General features: G+C 68.5%; 12 protein-coding genes. 4 read left to right on the forward strand and 8 right to left on the reverse strand.

The features are described from left to right. The first annotated feature begins 125 nt into the window (after positions 1–125). Complete coding sequence (locus D7I43_RS34175) at positions 126–1,202, forward strand: type I restriction-modification system subunit M (protein ID WP_120331042.1); 1,077 nt, start codon at positions 126–128, stop codon at positions 1,200–1,202. After that, positions 1,180–3,378 carry an N-6 DNA methylase gene (locus tag D7I43_RS25190; RefSeq protein WP_158610154.1) on the forward strand — a complete coding sequence of 733 codons (2,199 nt, stop codon included), beginning with the start codon at positions 1,180–1,182 and terminating at the stop codon, positions 3,376–3,378. Before D7I43_RS34175 ends, D7I43_RS25190 begins: the two co-directional genes overlap by 23 nt. A 294-nt stretch (positions 3,379–3,672) precedes the next feature. Here the strand turns inward: D7I43_RS25190 and D7I43_RS25195 are convergent, their stop codons facing one another. The 7 genes from D7I43_RS25195 to D7I43_RS25225 all read right to left on the reverse strand — a co-directional run bounded on the left by D7I43_RS25195 (position 3,673) and on the right by D7I43_RS25225 (position 12,231). Beyond that, the gene (locus D7I43_RS25195) at positions 3,673–4,770 is read right to left on the reverse strand and encodes a hypothetical protein (RefSeq protein WP_120331044.1); all 1,098 of its coding nucleotides are present in this window, start codon (positions 4,768–4,770) and stop codon (positions 3,673–3,675) included. A 2-nt stretch (positions 4,771–4,772) separates the two neighbouring features. Continuing rightward, complete coding sequence (fxlM, locus tag D7I43_RS25200; RefSeq protein WP_120331072.1) at positions 4,773–6,854, reverse strand: methyltransferase, FxLD system; 2,082 nt, start codon at positions 6,852–6,854, stop codon at positions 4,773–4,775. A gap of 14 nt (positions 6,855–6,868) precedes the next feature. Then, a complete protein-coding gene (locus tag D7I43_RS25205) occupies positions 6,869–8,161 on the reverse strand; it encodes a lanthionine synthetase C family protein (RefSeq protein ID WP_120331045.1) in 1,293 nt (430 codons plus the stop codon). Next, positions 8,158–11,268, reverse strand: coding sequence for a lantibiotic dehydratase (locus D7I43_RS25210; RefSeq protein ID WP_240033145.1), 3,111 nt, complete (start codon positions 11,266–11,268; stop codon positions 8,158–8,160). The genes D7I43_RS25205 and D7I43_RS25210 overlap by 4 nt, the downstream gene beginning before the upstream one ends. Before the next feature lie 82 nt (positions 11,269–11,350). Further along, entirely contained in the window at positions 11,351–11,509 is a 159-nt protein-coding gene (locus tag D7I43_RS25215) for an FxLD family lanthipeptide (protein WP_120331046.1), read from the reverse strand. Positions 11,510–11,641: 132 nt separating this feature from the next. After that, positions 11,642–11,989, reverse strand: coding sequence for a hypothetical protein (locus tag D7I43_RS25220; RefSeq protein WP_120331047.1), 348 nt, complete (start codon positions 11,987–11,989; stop codon positions 11,642–11,644). Further along, the gene (locus D7I43_RS25225) at positions 11,986–12,231 is read right to left on the reverse strand and encodes a hypothetical protein (protein WP_120331048.1); all 246 of its coding nucleotides are present in this window, start codon (positions 12,229–12,231) and stop codon (positions 11,986–11,988) included. Before D7I43_RS25225 ends, D7I43_RS25220 begins: the two co-directional genes overlap by 4 nt. Positions 12,232–12,814: 583 nt before the next feature. On the opposite strand from D7I43_RS25225, the gene D7I43_RS25230 reads away from it, so the two are divergent. Beyond that, entirely contained in the window at positions 12,815–14,188 is a 1,374-nt protein-coding gene (locus D7I43_RS25230) for an NsdA family TPR-like regulatory protein (RefSeq protein WP_147427296.1), read from the forward strand. Next, positions 14,188–15,165, forward strand: coding sequence for a phosphotransferase (locus tag D7I43_RS25235; RefSeq protein WP_120331050.1), 978 nt, complete (start codon positions 14,188–14,190; stop codon positions 15,163–15,165). Before D7I43_RS25230 ends, D7I43_RS25235 begins: the two co-directional genes overlap by 1 nt. Before the next feature lie 216 nt (positions 15,166–15,381). On the opposite strand, the gene D7I43_RS25240 is transcribed toward D7I43_RS25235, so the two are convergent. Next, positions 15,382–18,771 carry a Swt1 family HEPN domain-containing protein gene (locus tag D7I43_RS25240; RefSeq protein ID WP_192902263.1) on the reverse strand — a complete coding sequence of 1,130 codons (3,390 nt, stop codon included), beginning with the start codon at positions 18,769–18,771 and terminating at the stop codon, positions 15,382–15,384. Position 18,772: the final 1 nt, after the last annotated feature.

The raw sequence follows: 18,772 nt of genomic DNA on the forward strand, positions 1-18,772 counted from the left end.
GTCTGCGGAATCCGCGCGCCACCGTGACCCGACCGGCTGCGGCTGAGGGCCCGCGAACCTGTGACGGACTCATCGGTTCCGGATGGGATGATCGATGAGTTCGGCACACCAGGGCGGGGGAGTTCGTGAACAGCGAGGCCAAGGATCTGAGCGCACTGGTCTGGTCCGTCGCCGACCTGCTGCGTGGTGACTACCGGCAGTCCGAGTACGGCAGGGTGATCGAGCCGTTCACACTGCTGCGCCGCTTGGACCTGATGCTGCAGCCGACAAAGGAGGAGGTTCTCACCCGCTTCGGCCAGCTCGACGCGGAGGGTGTCGCCGACGTCGATGCCGTGCTGCGCGAGACCACGGGCCTGCCGTTCTACAACACGAGCCGGCTGAGTTTCCAATCGCTTGCGACCGACCCGGTGAACGTCGCCAGAAACCTGCGGTACTACCTTGCCGGTTACTCGGCTCTCGTTGCCGACGTGCTTGAGGCGTACGACTTCGACCGGCAGATCAGGCGCTTGGACGAAGCTCGGCTGCTCTATCCGGTGGTTTCTCGTTTCGCCGAGTTCGATCTGCGGCCGCAGACGGTTAGCGACCACCGGATGGGTGCTGTCTTCGAGGAACTCGTCCACGCCTTCGCCGAGACCAACTACGACGCCGCCGGCGAGTACTTCACACCTCGAGACGTCGTGCGGGTGATGGTCGATCTGTTGGTGCCGCAGGACCAGGATGCCGGCGGGCGGACGGTTTACGACCCCGCCTGCGGCATCGGCGGAGCTCTTCTCGAGGCGTGTAGGCAGATCGAGATAAATGACCCCTCCGCCACCGTCGAGGTATTCGGCCAGGAGCTCAACGCGCAGACGTACGCGATCTGCCGGTCGAACATGCTGATGAAGGGCGACGGCGCCGACCGCATCGTCCATGGAAACTCGTTGAGCCAGGACGGTTTCCCGGGCGCGACGTTCGACTACCTGATTTCGGCCCCGCCGTTCGGCATGGGTTGGAAGAACATCCAGGACATCGTCAAGGACGAGGCGTTCAGGCTCGGATTCACCGGGCGATTCGGCGCGGGCCTGCCCCGGATCAACGACGGATCATTGCTGTTCCTGCAGCACATGATCTCGAAGATGAAGCCGCCGGAAGACAAGCGGAAGCCGCGTCGGGATCCTCTTCAACGGATCACCACTGGACGTGGGAGGCCCCGGTTCGGGTGAGTCTGAGATCCGCCGATGGATCATCGAGAACGATCTTCTCGAGGGTGTCATCGCGTTGCCCGATCAGCTTCTCTACAACACGGGCATCGCGACCTATTACTGGATCCTGACGAATCGTAAGGACAGCGAACGTCGCGGCAGAGCCGTTCTTCTGAACGCCCGCGACGAATGGCAGAAGATGCGCCGGTCGCGTGGTGACAAGCGCAAGTACGTCGCGCCGGACCAGATCGCCGCCGTCACCGAGACGTACCGGAAGGCGGTCGCCATCTCACGCGACCCGCATCATCCCTGGTACGCCCGCGTGCGGCTGCTCCGCAATGAGGAGTTCGCCTATCGCAGGGTCGTCATCGACCGCCCGCTGCGAGCCCGGTTCGAGTTGACCGAGGAGACCGTCCGCCGCCTTACCACGGAAGCTCCGTTCCGGAACGTCTTCGGCCGGGAAACCCTGGCCGAATCGCTGGGCCCGTTGACCGGGTCCTCGTGGGCAACTAGGAACAAGGCCCTCGGGGTGCTGCGTGCGGCGGTGCGCAACGGCGGGGAGACGTGGCCCACCACGGCGGGATTCCAGAACGCGGTGAGTCGGCTCCTCCGGGTGCCGGACCCGGACGGGGAGATCCAGAAGAACGGCCGGGAAGTCGAGGCGGATCCGACGTTAAGCGAGTCGGTCGACCTTCCGGCCCACCGGGATCCGGAAGAATTTCTGCGCGACGAAATCCGGCCGAGGCATCCCGATGCATGGATCGATCCCGCCAAGATCCGGACCGGCTACGAGATTTCGCTTACCCACTTCTTCGTCGCACACATCAACTCTGATTTCGATTCGCTCAGACGGTACGCGCGCCTGGAAACAGCCAAGGTGACGTTGTCCGGCGACGACAACGGCGGCAACGGATGGCGTCATTTGAGCATCCAGGACCTGCATGATGTCGACTCCGCGGCGGCCCTGCCGGAGGCGCCGGAGTTCCGAACCGCCCCGATGACACTGTGCCGCGGCGGCGACCTGGTCGGATGGCCCGGCAACTGGCGGCTGCTCCCGCCGAACTTCGGCGAGGCCGTGACTTCGATGTTTGTGTTGCATCCGATCGAAGGCCGCGGTCGCCTACTGTGCGAATGGCTGAACTCGCGCCCGGAAAATCCGCACTCCGTCCGGATGACTCCCCGTAAGCTGATGGACATCCAGGTCCCCGTCGATCTCCTCGACGAGGAGATCGAGAATTGCCTCGAGGCGGTGCAGGAGAGCCGACGCAAGATTCAGGCGGCGGCGTCGAACACCCTCCCGAACGTATTCAGCGGGAATCAGACGGACGTCCGGCGGCTCCGAGACGAGATCCGGTCGGCTGCCTCCGAGGCCGGGCTCGTCGCCGACCTGATGCGCCCGGTCGAAGACCCGGTGGGACGAGCCGAATGGACCTATCCGTTCCACATTGCGTCCCTCGCCCGGCGCTACCGGATCAGCACCCATCCCGCGGAACAGAAGGACGGCCTGCTCAAACTCGGCGAGGGGATCGCCCGGGTGCTCGGCATCCTCGCGTTGAGCGAGTTGATCGCCGATCAGGGCGGGTTCACCGCAGCCCTTCGTGGTGGCCAGTTGCGGACGGGAGCCACCTTCGGCACCTGGACGACGATCATCAGCCGGTTCGCCGACGGCCTCGCCGCGCCGAGGCTTCCCGACCTCGCCCGGATTTGCGATGTGGGCGGCATCCGTGACGCGCTGGCCGCGATCAAGCGGCTCCGCAACAGCACCCACCACTCGCACGGTGTACGCGCGACTCATGAGATCGAGAAGGACGTGGAGACGCTCGAGCCGCACGTCATCTCAGCGCTCACGACGGCCAACTGGCTTGCGGCTAACCCCTGGGACTGGGTGGAACGCTGCGAGTACCTGGACGAGTCCTCGTACCGCCTCGTCGGCCTGACGCTGCGGGGTAGTCATCCCAGCTGGGAACCGTTCGACCGGCTCAGCACCTCCCCGTTGCGGCCGAACCGGATCTACGTCAACGGTGCCGGCGGGAACCCGGTCGACCTGTGGCCGTTGGCGGCGGTCAGTCTGTGCTCGCGATGTCACACTCGCGAGTTGTTCCTCCTCAACCAGTGCCAGGACGAAACGCTGATCCTGCGAAGCCTCGAAGAGCACGAGTTGGAGATCACCTATCCGCTTCCGATGCTTCATGAGTAGCCCGCGGTAGTCGAGTATTACGCTGCCGTCCCGGTCATCGGTCGCGGTGGTCATGACGTGAGGTCGTTGCAAATGGGTTCGCTGTTGGCTCCGCCCGCCCGGCCCGGCCTCGCCTTCCAGGTGGTTGCCACGGTCGCGGGTCTCTCGCGTCGTCGTGGACGGCTGGCTGAGCCGCGTCCAGCAGGGCAGCACCTACGAGGTGTGGCAGGTGGCCGGCACCGCGCTGTTGCTGCCGATCCTTTTGGTTAGCGCCGCGGTGGCCCGGGTGTGGTCCGGTTCCGGTACCAGCACGACCTACCCGGACGCGCAGCGTTGGATCGCCGATCTGCTGCGAGCCAGCGACTGCAACAGTCGCTCCTGAGCGACGCTTGGCAGGCGGCCATACGCCGTTCCAGCCTGCATGATGTCGATAAGCCCAGCCATGCTTCGGGCGTCGATGACCGTGAGGATGCTGCGGTGGCCCAGTATGTCACGTGCAACGTAGGCGTCACCGAAAGCGACGGCCTGGTCGATCAGGTCCGCAGCGAGGCTTGGTACCTCGGGGTGGTCCATTTGGCCGACTGCATCGATGACCGTAAGCCCGAGGCGAGTGTGAAAGACGGCAAGGCTGGGCGTGGGTGCCAGCCGCCGGTAACTGCGGAGCAGCGCGTCGAGGTCGGCCACTTCCGGTTCGCCGGCGGCCCTGGCGCACAGGTATGCCAGACATGCGGTGACGGCCTCCTCCCACGGCTCGCCACTGGCGGTCTCGGCGATGATCGTGCCTGCGCGTTCGATGTCGCCGGAGGTGACGTGGGCGATGACCGCGACCTGGCGCCCGTCGAGCATCCGATGGCCGATGCCATTGTTCTGCTGGAGGTGGTCGTAGGCCTCTTTCCACCGGCCGGCGCTGGTGAGTGCTCGGGCACCGTCCGCGAGAAGCACCCCCCACAGCCACCGCCGCACCTCGCGATGATCGTCCTTGGTCCGAGTCAGCCTGCTCGCCGGCAGGGGGTGGCCGTCGATCAGGGTGTCGGCGCGGGATGAGACAGCCTGGAAGAGGTCCCTGAGGAGCCGAAGAGCGGAGTCGCCGTTGCCGGCTCTGATGTGCAGGCGGGCGAGGTTGACCAACGGCTCCAGGGCATGCCGCGCGGCCTGCGCGCCCAAGGGGAGGGCGCGCAGGTGCACGTCGGCATGTTGGTGGCACCACTGTCGGGCCAGCTCGGGCTGGCCACAGTCCGAGGCGATCAGCGCTGCCTGGTTGTAGACGGCAGACGCCGCACCCAGGTCGCCCTCCCGATCCGCGCGGTCGGCGAGGGCGCGCAGGTCGTCGACGCGGATGGTCAGCGCTTTGGCGGCGGGCCGCGGGCGGGCCACGAGGGGGAAGCGCCGGAGAACGTGGCTGGTCGGGTCCATCGTTACTGCCAGGTGACGGTGATCGGGTGGTGCGGCCGGGGGAGGACGAAGTGTCCAGCCGACGGGTTCGCCTCGGTGGGCGCGTCGGGGATCTCGAAGTGTACGGTCCGGGCGCGGTAGTCGGCGTCCCAAACGCGGATCTCGTCGGCGACGTGCTGGGCGAGGTCCTTGCCGGAGGGGCCGTGGCCGAGAACGCCCACCTCGTACAGTTTGCCGCCGTCGGCGGCCGGCGGTGCTGGCCTGATGGTGAGGTACGCGAGGTCCTGGCCGCGGGTGGTGGCCATCGCGCCCCACGGGAACATGGGGGAGACGGTGCCGCGCTCAATGGCCTGGGGTTGGACGTTCATCCGCATGATGGCGTTGTCGAGGCGGCAGGCCAGCCACAGATCCAGCCACTCGTACGGCACCATCGGCGGGAAGAGCACGCCCGTCCACAACTCGTGCCGCTCGCTCTCGAGCACACCAGCGAGTGCGGCCGCGTCGACGTTCTGGTCCTTGTGTATCTGCAGGGCCACGTCCTGCTCGTCGGTGAGGGTGACGAGGCGCCGGGCGTCGTCGCCGATGCCGCGCAACGGCATGAAAACGGCCAACTCACTGCCGACGTCGCGCCATCCGCCTTCGTACCGTTCGAAGATGATCGAGCGCGATGCGGCGCCGCACAGCCGGAGCGGCACTACCAGCCGCCCGTCCGGGGCGAGTTGCTCCAGCCACGCGGTGGGTGTTTCCCAGGCACCGACGGTGGCGATGATCCGGTCGTACGGGGCACCGTCGGGGTGTCCGAGCGCACCGTCACCGCGCACGACCTCGACGTTGGCGACGCCTGCGGCCGCGAGGTGTTTCCGAGCCCCGTCGACGAGGTCGTCGTCGACGTCGATGGTGACGACGCGTCCGTTGTCGCCGACGATGGCGGCCAGGAGGGCCGCGTTGTAGCCGGTTCCGGCACCCGCTTCCATGATCCGGTGGCCCGGTTGGGCGTCGAGCTGTTCGAGCATCATGGCCACGATCCGGGGCTGCGAGGCGGCGCTGATCGAGATGCCGCGGCCGTCGGTCTTGGTGTAGACCGGCCCATCGGCGTACGCCTGCTCCAGCGGCACGCCGGGCAGGAACAGATGCCGTGGTGTCTGCCGCATGGCAGCCTCGACTCCTGGCGTCCGGATGACGTTCTCGGCGCGTAGCCGGTCCGTGAGCTCGGTGCGCAGGTCGGCGGGTTCACGAAGCGTGGTCATCTGGTCGACGCTAGCGGCCGGCGGGGTGGGTTCTGAGGCGGACACGATGCTCCTCCTGATGGGGTCGAACACGTTTCTCACCGCGAGCGCGGCGAGGGTGGACTGGTCGCGTACGGACAGGCCCATGCGGTTGGCGTGGAAGATGACATGGTGGGCGATGACCGCGCGTAGGCCGCGTCGCAGGCGGCCGTGCCTTGCCAGGTCTGCGAGGGCCTGACCGGCTGTCTCGAACGCGTCGAGCCATGCACCGTAGCCCGCGAGCGGGCTGGCCGACGCGGGACGGCTCAGGCTCCGAATGTCGGCGGTCATGAGCCGGTTCATCGCCCGGGCCAGGGTGGCGGTGGCGGCGCCTTCGGCGGGCAGGGTCGGCATTGGGCGTAGGTCGGAGACCTTGGCCCAGACGTCGCCCTGCTCGAACCAGTCCAGGCCGGCGCTGCGCATCAGCACGCTGCACAACAGGACGGCGAGTTCGCGTCTGCCGAGCGTGGCCGAGTCGGCGAAGCCTGGTCCAAGGAGCAGCTGTCGGCTGTCCTGGTGAAAGAGGTTGTGGGCGACGTGCATGCCGCCCGAGCCGCCGAAGGCCAGCGTCTCCGGCTCGTAGGTGCCTCGGGTCCAGTTGACGATGCGGTCGTCAACGGCGAGTGTCTCCAGCAGGTCCTCGACCAGGTGAGAGGTGGGGTCATCGGGTACGTACCGCCACCGCCACGAGGGGTACTTGCGGACGTACCACCAGCCGTGCAGGACGCCGTCGTTCTGAGCAGCAGCGAGCGCCGGGGCCAGTACGGTGGCGGCGATCTGCTCGGCCGCGGCCGGGCTGGGGAACTCGACGGTGTACTGCCGCCAGTCAGGTGTCGGCATCGGATCGGACATCCTCACTTCAGGGGGTGGGCAGGTCGGACGGTGAGCAGGCAGGAGTCCCAGGAGCTGTCCGGCGTTGACGCGGTGCTGCAGCTCAGGGCGGCCAGGGCCACTCCGGCGGCGCCTTCGAGCAACCCAGGGCCAGGCGCGGCCGCGATCAGGGCAGCAGCCGTACGCCGAGGGCCGGCACCCGCTGGGTCGATCATGCGGAGCAGGTGGGGGACTCGGGCGTCGAGGCGGGCGGCAGTTCCAGGGGGAGCGTCGGCGGCAATGCGGTGGGCGATGTGAGCGAGGCCCGCGTAGCCGTGGCACAGGGAGGGGTCCGTCGTTGCGGCGAGCTGGCGCGGGTCGATCAGGGCGCGGGCGAGCGCGTCTCCGGCAGCCACGCGACGGACCGGGTCACCGGTCGCAAGAGCGGCGAGCTGCTGCGCGTGTGCGAGGCCCGCGGTGCCGTAGCACCATGACGGCCGCTGGGCGCTCGGCTTCGGGGCGTGGCCCGCGCGCAGCTGCGCCCTGGTGATCCAGTACGGCCAGATCGGGCCGGCGTCGGTATCGCTGCGCCACCGGTCGAGCCACGCGCAGACGGTCGTGATGGCTGCGAGGTGACCCGGGACGAGGACGCCTTGCAGGGCGGCGAGCGCCAGGAGAGTCAGAGGCCCGGCGATGCCATGGGCCACCCCGGTATTGCCGTGCCCGCCGGGAAATCGGTCATCGGTGCGTCCGTTGGGGCCGCTGCCGGTCCACCAGCCGGGCAGCGCCTCGCCGTCGCGGTGCAGGGGAGTGGTCAGGCGGACCAGATACTCGAGTACGCTGCGCAGCTCCTTTTCGCCGGATGGCCGGCGCAGCAGGTACGCCCCGAGCCCGGTGAGCCCGCGGATCGTGTCGAACTCGGCGAGGGCCGGTAGCTCGCCGACGTCGATGCGCGCATGCGCGGCGGCCACGCGACGCCGCGCGTCGGCGGCGATCGCCGTGTCGAGGCCGTCCAGCGCGCGGGCGTACGAGCCGGGCTGGTGGGCGGCAGCGCATGCCAGGACGTGTGCCAGCGCGGGGGCGCCGTGGAAGGGATGGCTGTCGGGGCCTGTCGTTACCGGGCCGCTGGTAGCGGCGGTGAGCCAGTGATGGGCGCGTTGCCACGGTCTTAGCCCCGCCGCTGCCAGCTCAACGTGCAGCAGCGCGATGCCGGGTACGCCGAGGGCGAGCGACTGCCGCCACCAGGGTTGGTGGATCGGCAGGCTGGGATCGTCGGGATGGGTGAGCAGGTCGGCGACCGCGACGGCCAGCTCGTGGCCTTCGTACGTGAGACTCATGACCGGCTCCGGGCGAAGTACGCCAGGGCTGCGGCGCGGGCGAGGTAGCGACACTGGTCCTCGTCGTCGAAGTCGATGCCGACCGCGCGGATGTAGTGCGCGTGCATGAGTGAGCCGAGGACGTCGTCGGGGTCGATGCCGTCGGTGTGCGGGCCGGGTAGGTGGGTTCGGTACACGGCGAGGGCGACGTCTCGGTTCTTCCAGGCGTCGGCGATGGCGGTGCCGCCCGGGGCCGCGCGGAGCGCTGCCCAGTCGCCGCCGGGGTGGGCGAGGCGGACGGCTTCGCGGAACAGCGGCCGGGGGACCGGCTGTGGTGCTGTAGCGGGCACATGGTCGATCAGCCAGCGCATGCCGGCCTCGACGCTGCCCGTGTAGGCGACAGCGATGGCCGCGACGTGCGCGGCGACCAGCGCCTGCCGGCTCGGGCGTGCCGGCTGGCGCAGCTGCGTCACCACGGTGTGGGAGTCGGCGATGAAGACCCCCTCGGCCGCCTGCATCGCGGGCCCCGACCCCCACCGGCCGGTCTCGGGATATGAGGTGGCGTACTGCACCTCCCGCAGCAGGCCGCGCCGGCGCAGGTCGTCGGCCCACGCGCTGACGCGCTCGGCCGCTGGCCCGAACGCAGACCTGTCGGGTAGAGCGATACGCAGGCGTAGGTGCTGGTCCGGGTCGCGGAACCGGAGGAACCACCAGTCGGGCGGAGCATCCCAGTCGGCGAGCAGCCGAGGCAGGTGCTCGGCCAGGAGGAGGTCCTGCCGGCGGATGTCCCCGTACAGCTTCGCCAACAGAATCCGCGAGGCCGCCGGACTCTGCCCCTGGTCACGTCCGATGACACGGGCCGGTGTCGGCGCGGGCAGCGGCGGCCAGGGCGGCGGCTCGGTGGCGCGCAGCGCCACGATGACCTCGTGCGGGCGGCCGCCGCACCACCCCAGGTCCTCCGGAGTGGGCGCTTCCACGAGGACCGCTCGTGGCGCGGTGAGCAGATGGGCCCGCAGCAGGGCCTGATGCGCCAACTCGTCGAGGTCCAGCGGCAGCCTCCGGTCAGCCTCGACCAGGTGCACCCGGCGCGGCAACCGCCGGCGCACCCGCCACTCGTGCAAGGCGGCGGCCCAGGCGTCCCAGGGCTGGTCACGGTCCGGCACTTCGGCGGACTCCAACCGCCAGGTCGCCGGTGCCAGGATTGCCCGCCCATAACGCACTCGTGGAAGGAAGGGCAGTCTTGCTCGTGCCGCAGCACCCCAGTCGAAGGCCGTGACCTGAGCGCACTGGGCGCGTCCGAGCTCGATGAGGAATCGAGCCAGGGGCGGCGTGTGGGTTCGCAGGTTCAGCGCGTGCATCCCGACCGCCTCGATCCGGTGGCCCCGGTCCGGCACCGCGAGGTACATGCGCCGGCCGTCGCACCCCACCGCCAGGTCGTCGATGGTGAGCACCGACGGGCTCGGCCACCGGTGCTCGGCCAAGCTGATCACCGCAGGCAGCACCTGAACGGCGCGCGCGACGTGCGCGGTAGCGGGATCCAGCGGCGGGAACGACACCTGAGCCGGCACGGTGTCTCGGTCTCCGGCGGGCAGGTCGGCCAGGCCGACGACAAGTCCTGCCGCGTCCCTCGGTCTCAGTACGCTGAGGAATCGGCCCGTGAGCCCTCCGGCAGCCCGGGAGATGGAGGTGACTTCGATCGAGAACCTGCCGCGCGCCAAGTCCTTCTCGTCGGCAGCCTGCACGCGTACGCACGCCTCCAGATGCGGAGGCAGGCGCAGCCGCTCCGGGCCCAGCTCCAGTTGCTCGATCAGCGTCTCGTCGAGGACGACCTCGCGTGCGCCGTCCAGTGCCGCTCGCTGGGCCACGCCGAGCAGCACCTCGTCACGCCGAGACATCGGCGAGCGAGGCTCTGCGGCGAGGCTGCCCGGATAGCCGTCCGGCAGGCCGATGCCGCTATCCGGGTCGACGACCTCCCGCAACGGCACCAGCGAGCCGATCCCGTAGCGCTCATATAAGCGCTGGTGGTAGGCCCGCCACGCCGCGGTGCCGTACGGGTAGGCGCTCAACCGCGTCAGCACCAGCGCGGCGCGTTCGACCTCCCGCGCTACCTGATCGGGAAGCGTCACCGAGGCGTCCAGTCGGAGATCCACCGCGAGCGGCTCGTGCTCGGAGAGGGCGAGGCTACGCATCCGGGAGGCCACCAGCAGTCGGGCTGCCGAGGCCTCGCCCGGCCGTACCGCGTTGTGGCGCTGCAGTCCAGCGTGGATCTCCTGGAGGGCACGAACCGTGCCGGCGACGGGCGTGCCCACTCCGCCGCCGACCTCGTCGAGTTGATGCAGCAGGTATTTCAGCGCGTCCGGCTCGGTGCTGGGAGCATGCAGGCTCGTGATGAGAGCGCGGTGCGCGATCAACTCGGTGAGCATCGCCATCACGACTGCCGCCGACGACTGGGGAAACGCACCACAAAGCTGGGCGGCAAGGACTTCCACCCGGATCGGGCAGCGAGCCGCTTCGATGGCGGCGCGTACCGGTGCTGAATGACGCAGGGAGACCTCCACCGCGCCCAGCTGTCCGGTGGACCCAGCGTGCGGTTGGTAGGGGACGATCAGGCGGTTATCACGGACCGTCAGCGTGCTGTTCGCGACCACCGGAAGGCGGGACAGCAGTTCCGGGCACCCTTCGAGATGGGCGATCACGTCGGTGAGCCAGGCGGCGCCGGCGCGGGCGATTGCCTGATGTGCCGAGCCCCATCGGGTAGGTGCTCGCGATCCGAAGACGGCAGGTGCGACGCCGGCGAGAAGCCCAAACGGCGTCGGGCGACCGAGCAGGCGCTGGGCGTACCGGGCGACGGCGTGGACTGTTCGCCGGGCCTCGCGTACGGAAGATTGGTTACCCGCGCAGAGCCTGCTGACCTGCATCGCGAGCACTGGGCTGGAATGGGCTACCGCCTCGGCCATGGCGTCGATGGCCCAGACCTGCCGTAGCCACGCCACCCACGAGGGCACAAGGTCTGCGCGGGGTTCGGTCAGGTCTGGCCACGGGGGCAACTCGATCGCAGGGCGGGCGACAGCGCGGACGAGCGCCGTGTTCATCGCCCGATAGCCAGCGGCTTCCATGGAACGGCTCACGTGATCACCTCGGCGAGACAGGGGCTACCGGCCGGCGCCGGGCGCTCGCGGCGGCGCCGGCCGGCCTTGCGGAGCCCGTTGATCAGGCGACGTTGGTGGTGCAGGCGGTGCAGGTGCTGCCGCAGCCGTCATCGGTCAGGTTGACCAGGCCGGCGACGTCCGCCACCTCCAGCAGGCTGACGTCGAGGTCGAACTCGTCGTCGCTGCCCGTCGCGCTCAGCTCCAGGGTGCCGCTTGCCATGTGTGCCTCCTCTCGAGGTTTCGCGGGCCGCCTTGGCCCGCGATGAAGCTCGGCGTCCGCGTTCTTGTGACGGTCGCCGCTACCGCCGATTCAGGCGGAGATCGAGGTGCCGATGGTTCGGACGGCTGCCTGCTACTTCAGGCGGATGACCGCTGTGTCGTCGCAGGCGGAGACCGCCGCTGGTTGCACCAGTCGAAGGGACCGGGCGGGCCGAGGGCCCTCTGGGCGACGATCACGAGCAGGTGTTTTGGCAGCTGAGGAAGCCGTCCTCGGGTAGGTAGCGATGACTCGTGCTGCCCAGGAGTAGTACTCGCAGGGGAAGGGTTTGAGCTGGCGGAAGTAGACGTAGCAGCCGAGGCAGAAGCCTTTGTCGTCCCGATGGATGTCCAGGACCACGCGCGCGGTCGCGCGGAAGTCGCTCTCCGCGGGATCCTGCGGAGCCTGAGCGCGCTGGTTCTTGACCATGCCGGCGGCGTTCATGGCGAGATCTCCTGCTCGGAGTCACCGATCTCACTGTCGATCCAGACCAGCTCAGCGCCGTGGATGAGCTCGCAATGCGCAGCTCTGCTGCAGACGGCGACCGCCTCGCCGTCGAGGCTCACCGAGACGGCGGATCCGTTGGGGAGCTCGATACCCCAGGCGACCACTACTGGGCGGTCATCGGCGTCGGCGTAGCTGGTCAGAGCGAACCGACGCGGAGCTATCTGGTCATGTCCGATCACGAGTCGCTCCGGTAGAGGGGACGCGCGCAGGGCTGGTGACCTGCTCCACGTACGGCCTTCTGCTGTCGTGAATGCCCGCGATGGCGTGCCGGCGAACGTTGGCACCGGCACGCCACCGCGGCGCCGGCGGTCCAGCTCAGGGATGCACGGGGGACGGCGATCCCGAGCAAAACGGACCTCCGGCATGCGCGGGCGAGAGTGACAGCGACGTCTCGGGTCAACGTCGGTGTGCTCTCCAGCCGCGCAATGGTCCGAGGCGAGCGGGCCTCCTGCACAGCACCCACCCCGAACCCGTCCAGGCCAGCCTGCCGACGCCCGTGCTCACCTTTCACGGCAGTCGGCCCCGGAGACGGCTCGGCTTTGGTGGCCGGGCCTCCACTGAAGGCCGGGTGATGGCGATGGCGTCTAACTGGCACGCCAACGACCCTCGCCGATGGCGCTGCCGGCCAGCTAGCCAACGGTGAGCGCCCCACGGTGGGCTTCTCACCGTGAGACGACGGGCCGCATGGCCTGCGGCAGGGCGGACATCCTGCACGCGGCCGACTACTGTGCGCAGTATCCGCGCTCGGAGGGAGTGACATCCATGCAGCGGGTCGTCAGGCCGCAGTGGTGGCACGAGGGCGTTTACCGCGGCGTTGCGATGCGGGCCCACCTCGCCCGCCACGACATCGGAGCGGTCTTCGGCTTCCTCAAGGAACGCGGCTTCAGCTGGTCGGCGATCGCGACCGCAACCGGGCTGGGGGCGAGCCGGGTCTCGGAGATTGCCTCCGGCCGTCGAATCGTTACCGACTACTCCGTGCTCGAGCGGATCGCCGAGGGGCTGAACATCCCGCGCCACTACATGGGGCTCGCCCTCGACGAACAAGCCCTCCAGCACCGACAGGGCTCGTTCTCCGGCCAGGCCGGACCCGTCGCGCCGATCGATCACCGAGAACTGCTCGGCGTTGTCGCAAGCATCGCGGTCGGTGCCATACCCGCCGACGTGGAGCGGTGGCTGCCCAACTCCGAGCAGATCGCCGTCCCGGCAACCGTCAGCCCGGACGAAGTAGCCACCGTTCGTGCCGTGACCGCCTTCCACCGCCGTCTCGACGCCGCCGCCGGAGGCGGCCGTTGCCTGCAATCCGCACGCGGATACGTGGCGTGGGCGACACAGCTCCTAGAAATGAAGAGCAGCGACGCGGTCGCTGCCGACCTGCGGGCCGCTCTCGCCGAGCTGCACAACCTCGTCGGCTGGGTTGCACACGATCTCGACGATCACGACACGGCCCGCCGCCATCTCACGCAGAGCCTCGTCCTGGCACGGCAGACCGATTCGCTGCCGCTTCTGGCCAACACCCTGTATCGCCTCGGGCGGGTCAGTCTGCACCAGGAGCAGCCCGCCGACGCGCTGCAACTGTTCGGTCTTGGGCAGCTCGCGGCACAGCAAGCCGGCTGTCACGCCAGCGTCGCCATTTTGCACGCCAACACCGCCTGGGCCTACGCGCTCCTCGGTGCCGACCACCAGGTTGTCGACAGTCTGGCCCGTGCACGAGGCGAGCTCGAGCAGGCGGACCTGGACACAGCACCGGCCTGGACCCACTTCGCGCTGACCGAGGCCGACGTGCACGGCATCTCCGCCGTCGTCTACTCGGCCCTCGCTCGCCATCCCGAGCACGTGCGCTACGTCGACCGCGCCGCCGAGCACTCCCACCAGGCGGTGCGGTTGCGACAGCCTCAAGACCGGCGGTCCTTCATCTTCGACACGATCTCCGTCGCCACGGCGAGTATCCTGGCCGGTGATCTCGCTACCGCTAGCGAGTATGGGATGAAGGCGGTGGGGCTGATGGCGGACGGGATGCGGTCGGCTCGCGTCAACGATCGTCTGAACGCCCTGTGGGGGCTCTCCGCACCCCAGGTCGAGCGGGAGCCGGCGCTCGCTGCTCTCGGCAGCCGAATCGCGGAGCTGCAGGCGGTCTGATGACCACCGCACTTAGCGACGCTGTCGCCTCGGAGCTCCATGGGCACTTGAGCGAGGTCTGCGCCCAGATCGGCATCGACCGGGATGGCGCCAACCTCGTCAAGTACACGATGAACGCCGTGTTCCTGGTGCCACCATTCGTGATCCGACTTGCTGCCGGTCCCCATTCTGCGGCGCTCGCCCGCCGGGTGGTATCAATCACGGCGAGCCTCGAGAAGGTCGGCATGCCTACCGTGCGGCTTGCTCCCGGTGTCGCTGCCCAACCGCTCTTCAGTGGGGATTGGGTTGCCACCGTATGGGAGTACGTTCCGATCGTCAGCGACGAGCCCAAGCCGGTCGACCTTGCCGCGCCACTCCGTGCCCTCCACAGCGTTGAACGGCTAGATGTAGCGCTGCCGCGCTGGTCGCCTATCGAGAAGTTTCGTCGGCGTCTCGACACTGCCGCAGCGCTACCGCCCAAGGAAACCGTCGAGCTGGAGCGGTGGTCGAGAACGAAGCTGGGGATCGGGGCTGCAGACCTCCTGCGGGAGCTTCGTCTGCGCTGCGACCAGGCAGAAGAGGATCTCGATCGGGTCGCGTGGCAGCTGCCGCCAGGCGTCATCCACGGGGATGCCCACACCGGGAACGTCCTCCTCCCTGCCGCAGGTTACGGCGCGGTCGCCCGCCCAGAGCCGCTGCTGTGCGACTTGGACGGCGTGTGCATTGGCCCGCGGGAGTGGGATCTCGTACCAACCGCCCACGGCGCCACCCGCTTCGGTCGCTCACCTGCCGACTATCAGGAGTTTGTCGATGTCTACGGGTTCGACATCACCGCGTGGGCAGGCTGGCCGGTCTTGCGCCGCGTTCGGGAGCTGCAGCTGGTTACCAGTACCATCGACTCCCTCGCTGGCCGTCCTGACGTAGCTCGTGAGTTGGCGCACCGACTTCGATCGCTTCTCTCCGATGATTTTGGCGTCATGTGGCGTCGCTACCAGTAGTGCCTCTGTAGCTCAATTGGCTACAGGTAGCCAGGGAAATGGACAAAAGCCGCCATGCTGGGTTGAGCGAGCTTGGGGCCGACGGCAGGTTGCGCAGGCGGGGACAGCGGGGCCGAGGCCGCCACGCCCATCAAGACGCGTAGCAAGGCCGGGGCAATCTGGACGAAGATGTGCCCGTCGGCAGCAGTTGCTGCCGACGGGCTTCTGGGCTGACGCTTAGTGATCTTCCTCGAAGCCGGATTGGTCGAACTTGAGGGCGTTGCTGTTTTCCGAGACCGTGCGGATCTGAAACTCCGAGAACCCGTGGGGTGCCTCGGCCTCGATTTCGACGCGGACCTTCAGGTTGACCCCCGGCGTGGAGGTCAGGTGCTGGATCACCTCGTCCATCAGCTTCTTGAAGTCCAGGGCGTAGTGAGTTGAGTCGAGGGTCTTGCTCCCGAAGAAGTAGCCGATTGTCGGTTTCGGCGATGGGGCTGGCTCAGGACCGGGACCGGGCTGCGGACCAGGACCGGAGCCAGACCCAGTACTTGGGTTCGACTCCGGTCCAGGCTCAGGGCCGGGTTCAGGGGTCGTCTCTTGCTGCCGCTGTGCGAGCGCCAGCTCGGGCTTGACCAGGAGCATCGAGTCCGTGGCCTGGCCGAAGTTGCCATCGGACGGCAACATAAGTCCCTTGTACCGTTCGCCGTCGTACTCAAGGGCAACAGCAAAGCCCTCCTGCTGCCACAACAGCGGCTGGTCCGCGATGCCACGGGCCAGCACAGACCTATCCCGCAGCCGTGGCATGTAGGGGTACGTCGTGTACTGGCGCCACAGATCGCCGACCTTGACGTGACCGTTCTCCCACAGCTTCGGCAGTCGGTTGAGCCAGAGCGAGATCGCCGCTGCCGCCTGCTGGGTCGCCAGCGCCCCATCAGCACCGAGCCGCTTCGATACACGCTCCGCCAGCGACGTCGACTGCCCCTCCGCCTTCGTGGCGGCTATCACAAACGGTGATCCCGGGTCGGGAGCCTCCGGTACGAGAGCCCAGTGGTAGCTGCCTAGCAGCCGAGAGTTGACAGTGTCCTGCGCCTGCCGCTTCTTGTCCGTCGCCTGATTCTTCTGGTTCTGAGTGAGATCGAGCTCGTCGGCGTTGTCCAGCACGTGCGACCACCCGAGGTAGTCCCGTACCGCCGACTCGAGTTCCTCCATGCGGTTCACGTCGGCCGCCAGGAAGACCAGCATGTTGCGGTGCACTCGATGGGCGGTCCCACGGTGGTCGGTCGCGGACCGCGCGAACTTCATGGCGCTGGACTCCTGGTCCCCCTTCTTGTGGGTGACCTTGGGGTGCAGGATGACCAGCCGTGCCTCGTCGGTGTCGGGGATGTCGCCGTTGTCCTCCGGGCAGATGTGCACGCCCGCGAAGTCGCCACGCCGCTGAGCCTGGTCGGTGAGCCTGCGGCGCACCTCGGCCCATACCTCTTCGACGTGTAGCCGCTCGGCCTGGTCCTTGGCCCGCCGGGTGATGTTGGCCTGGAGGTCGTACCAGTACTTCCCCGACCCGGAGTAGAAGTAGGTCGCCCGATCCCCGAGTGCGGAGAGCGCTGAGTGGAAGTTGCCCGGGATGTCGCCGGGGATCGCGGTGCCGAGGAAGACGCGCTGACGTTCCAGCCCCTTGTGGGCCGAGCCGATGGTCGGGGCGGCACCGAAGAAGATGGCCCGGGCGAGCCGTTTGGTGACCCGGCGCGTTTGAAGTAGCGGCTTCTCGTTATCGATCTTGGTCGGCTCGGAGTTCGGGCCGTCGACGTCGGCGTCGATGATCGCCTTCCATGAGTCCTGCAGATACTGCGTGAGCTCGGAGTTCACCGCTGATGTTGCCAGCGGGATCGACCCGGGCATGATCAGCGGTCCGTTGTCCTCCCCGACCCACAGCGCGTGGATGACGGTGTTCATCAGGCGCAGCACGCCGCGCGTCCGCTGGAAGCGCTCGAGGCTCGACCAGTCCTCGTAGAGCCGGTCGAACAGCTCCGGGTGTATCGGGTAGGTCCGCTTGATCCGGTCCTCGTATGCCCCGTCTCGCGCCTCGCGGGGGAACTCGTCGCTGTGCTTGCGGTAGAACTCCACGAACGCTCGTGCCGTCGCGCCAATCGAGGCCAGCGCGGCCGCATCCGGGGCGACGAAGAGCCGTTGCCGGACGATGTGGTAGGCCTCGTCGGAGGAGGCGGGCCGCCACTGGTCGGCGACGCGGCGCACGACATTCTGGAGCCGCTGCAGCGCCTCAAGGCCGCGGCGTCCGCCGACCTCCTCGGCGTTACCGGCGACGACCTCGTTGGGATCCTTCCCCGTCTCCGATGCGGGGATCGAGATCGCCAGCAGCACTCCGCTGGTTGCCTTGGCCGCCTCGGTCAGGGACTGGGCGAAGGTGAACTGGGTGTCGAAGGTGCCGCCGGTGATGCCTGCGGCGGTCGCCTCCTCGGGGTGGTCCGGCAACTGCCGGGCATAGGCCACCCACTCGTCAATCAGGATCACCGCCGGCGAGTACGCCGCGAGCAGGTCGTGCAGCGCCCGGCCGGGGTTGGTGCCGGCTCGGTCGGAGTCCGCAACCATCTTGTACGCCTCGGCACCGCCCTCCACACCACCGCCGAGTTGCCAAGCCAGTTCGCCCCACACCGTTCTCACCACGGTGCCGTCCGGCTTGGTCTCGCCGGTGGGGGCGAAGTGATTGCCGACGATGGCGACCCGGTGGGCGTCCTTGATGGTGTCGTAGCCCAGCGGCCCCAGCAGGTCCTGGGTGTCCTGGGGGAAGGACCCGAGTGGCGTGCCGCCCGCCAGGTGCCAGAGCGCCAGCATCGAGTGGGTCTTGCCGCCACCGAAGTTGGTCTGCAGGTTGATGACCGGGGACGCGTTGTCGTCCCCGGTCATCCTCCGGACCGCGCGGTCGACCAGGTCGCGCAGGCCCTCCGTCAGGTAGGTACGGGAGAAGAACTGCACCGGGTCGGCGTAGTCGTTGCCGGCCTGTCCCTCGGCAACCTTGAAGAGGTCGGCGGCGAACTCGGAGGCCTGAAAGTTGCCGGTCGCCACGTCGTCGTGCGGTCGCAGCACCTCGCGCCACGGCCGCAGCCCCGTCGAGTCGGCCGTTTCGGCGGCCGCCTTGAGCGTACGGCGGTCGTCCTTTTCCGCCGTGACCCGGCGCAGATTCAGCCGGATCTTGCCCACGTCTGCGGCGGCCTCGGAGGCACCGATCCCCGACAACAGCCGTTCTGCGGTGTCGAGCGCCCGGTAGGCGTCGTCGTTGCTAAACGAGGCGCCATGCGCCCAGCCGTTGCGCACGTCGCGCAGCTCGCTGGCGTAGGACTGCTGGAGCTTCGAGAGCTGGCCTTCGAACGGGAACCAGCCGGGCTTGACCTGGTGAGGGATGTTCTCGGTCAGCATGCGCAGCTGGAGCTGCGGGTCGCTCGTCGAGTAGGTCTTTCCCGAGATCCCGTTCTTGGCGTCCTTCAGTGCGACCAGTTGCGTCCAGTCGTGGCCGCCGGGCAGGTGGGGCGACAGGACCCGGGTGATGAAGTCGCTCAGCGCCGGAGACAGCGCATCGAACATCTGGCCGATGCGGTCGCGGTTCGAGATCGCCATG

The sequence above is a fragment of the Micromonospora globbae genome, from assembly GCF_003610785.1.
In the GTDB taxonomy this organism is placed as follows: Bacteria; Actinomycetota; Actinomycetes; order Mycobacteriales; family Micromonosporaceae; genus Micromonospora; species Micromonospora globbae.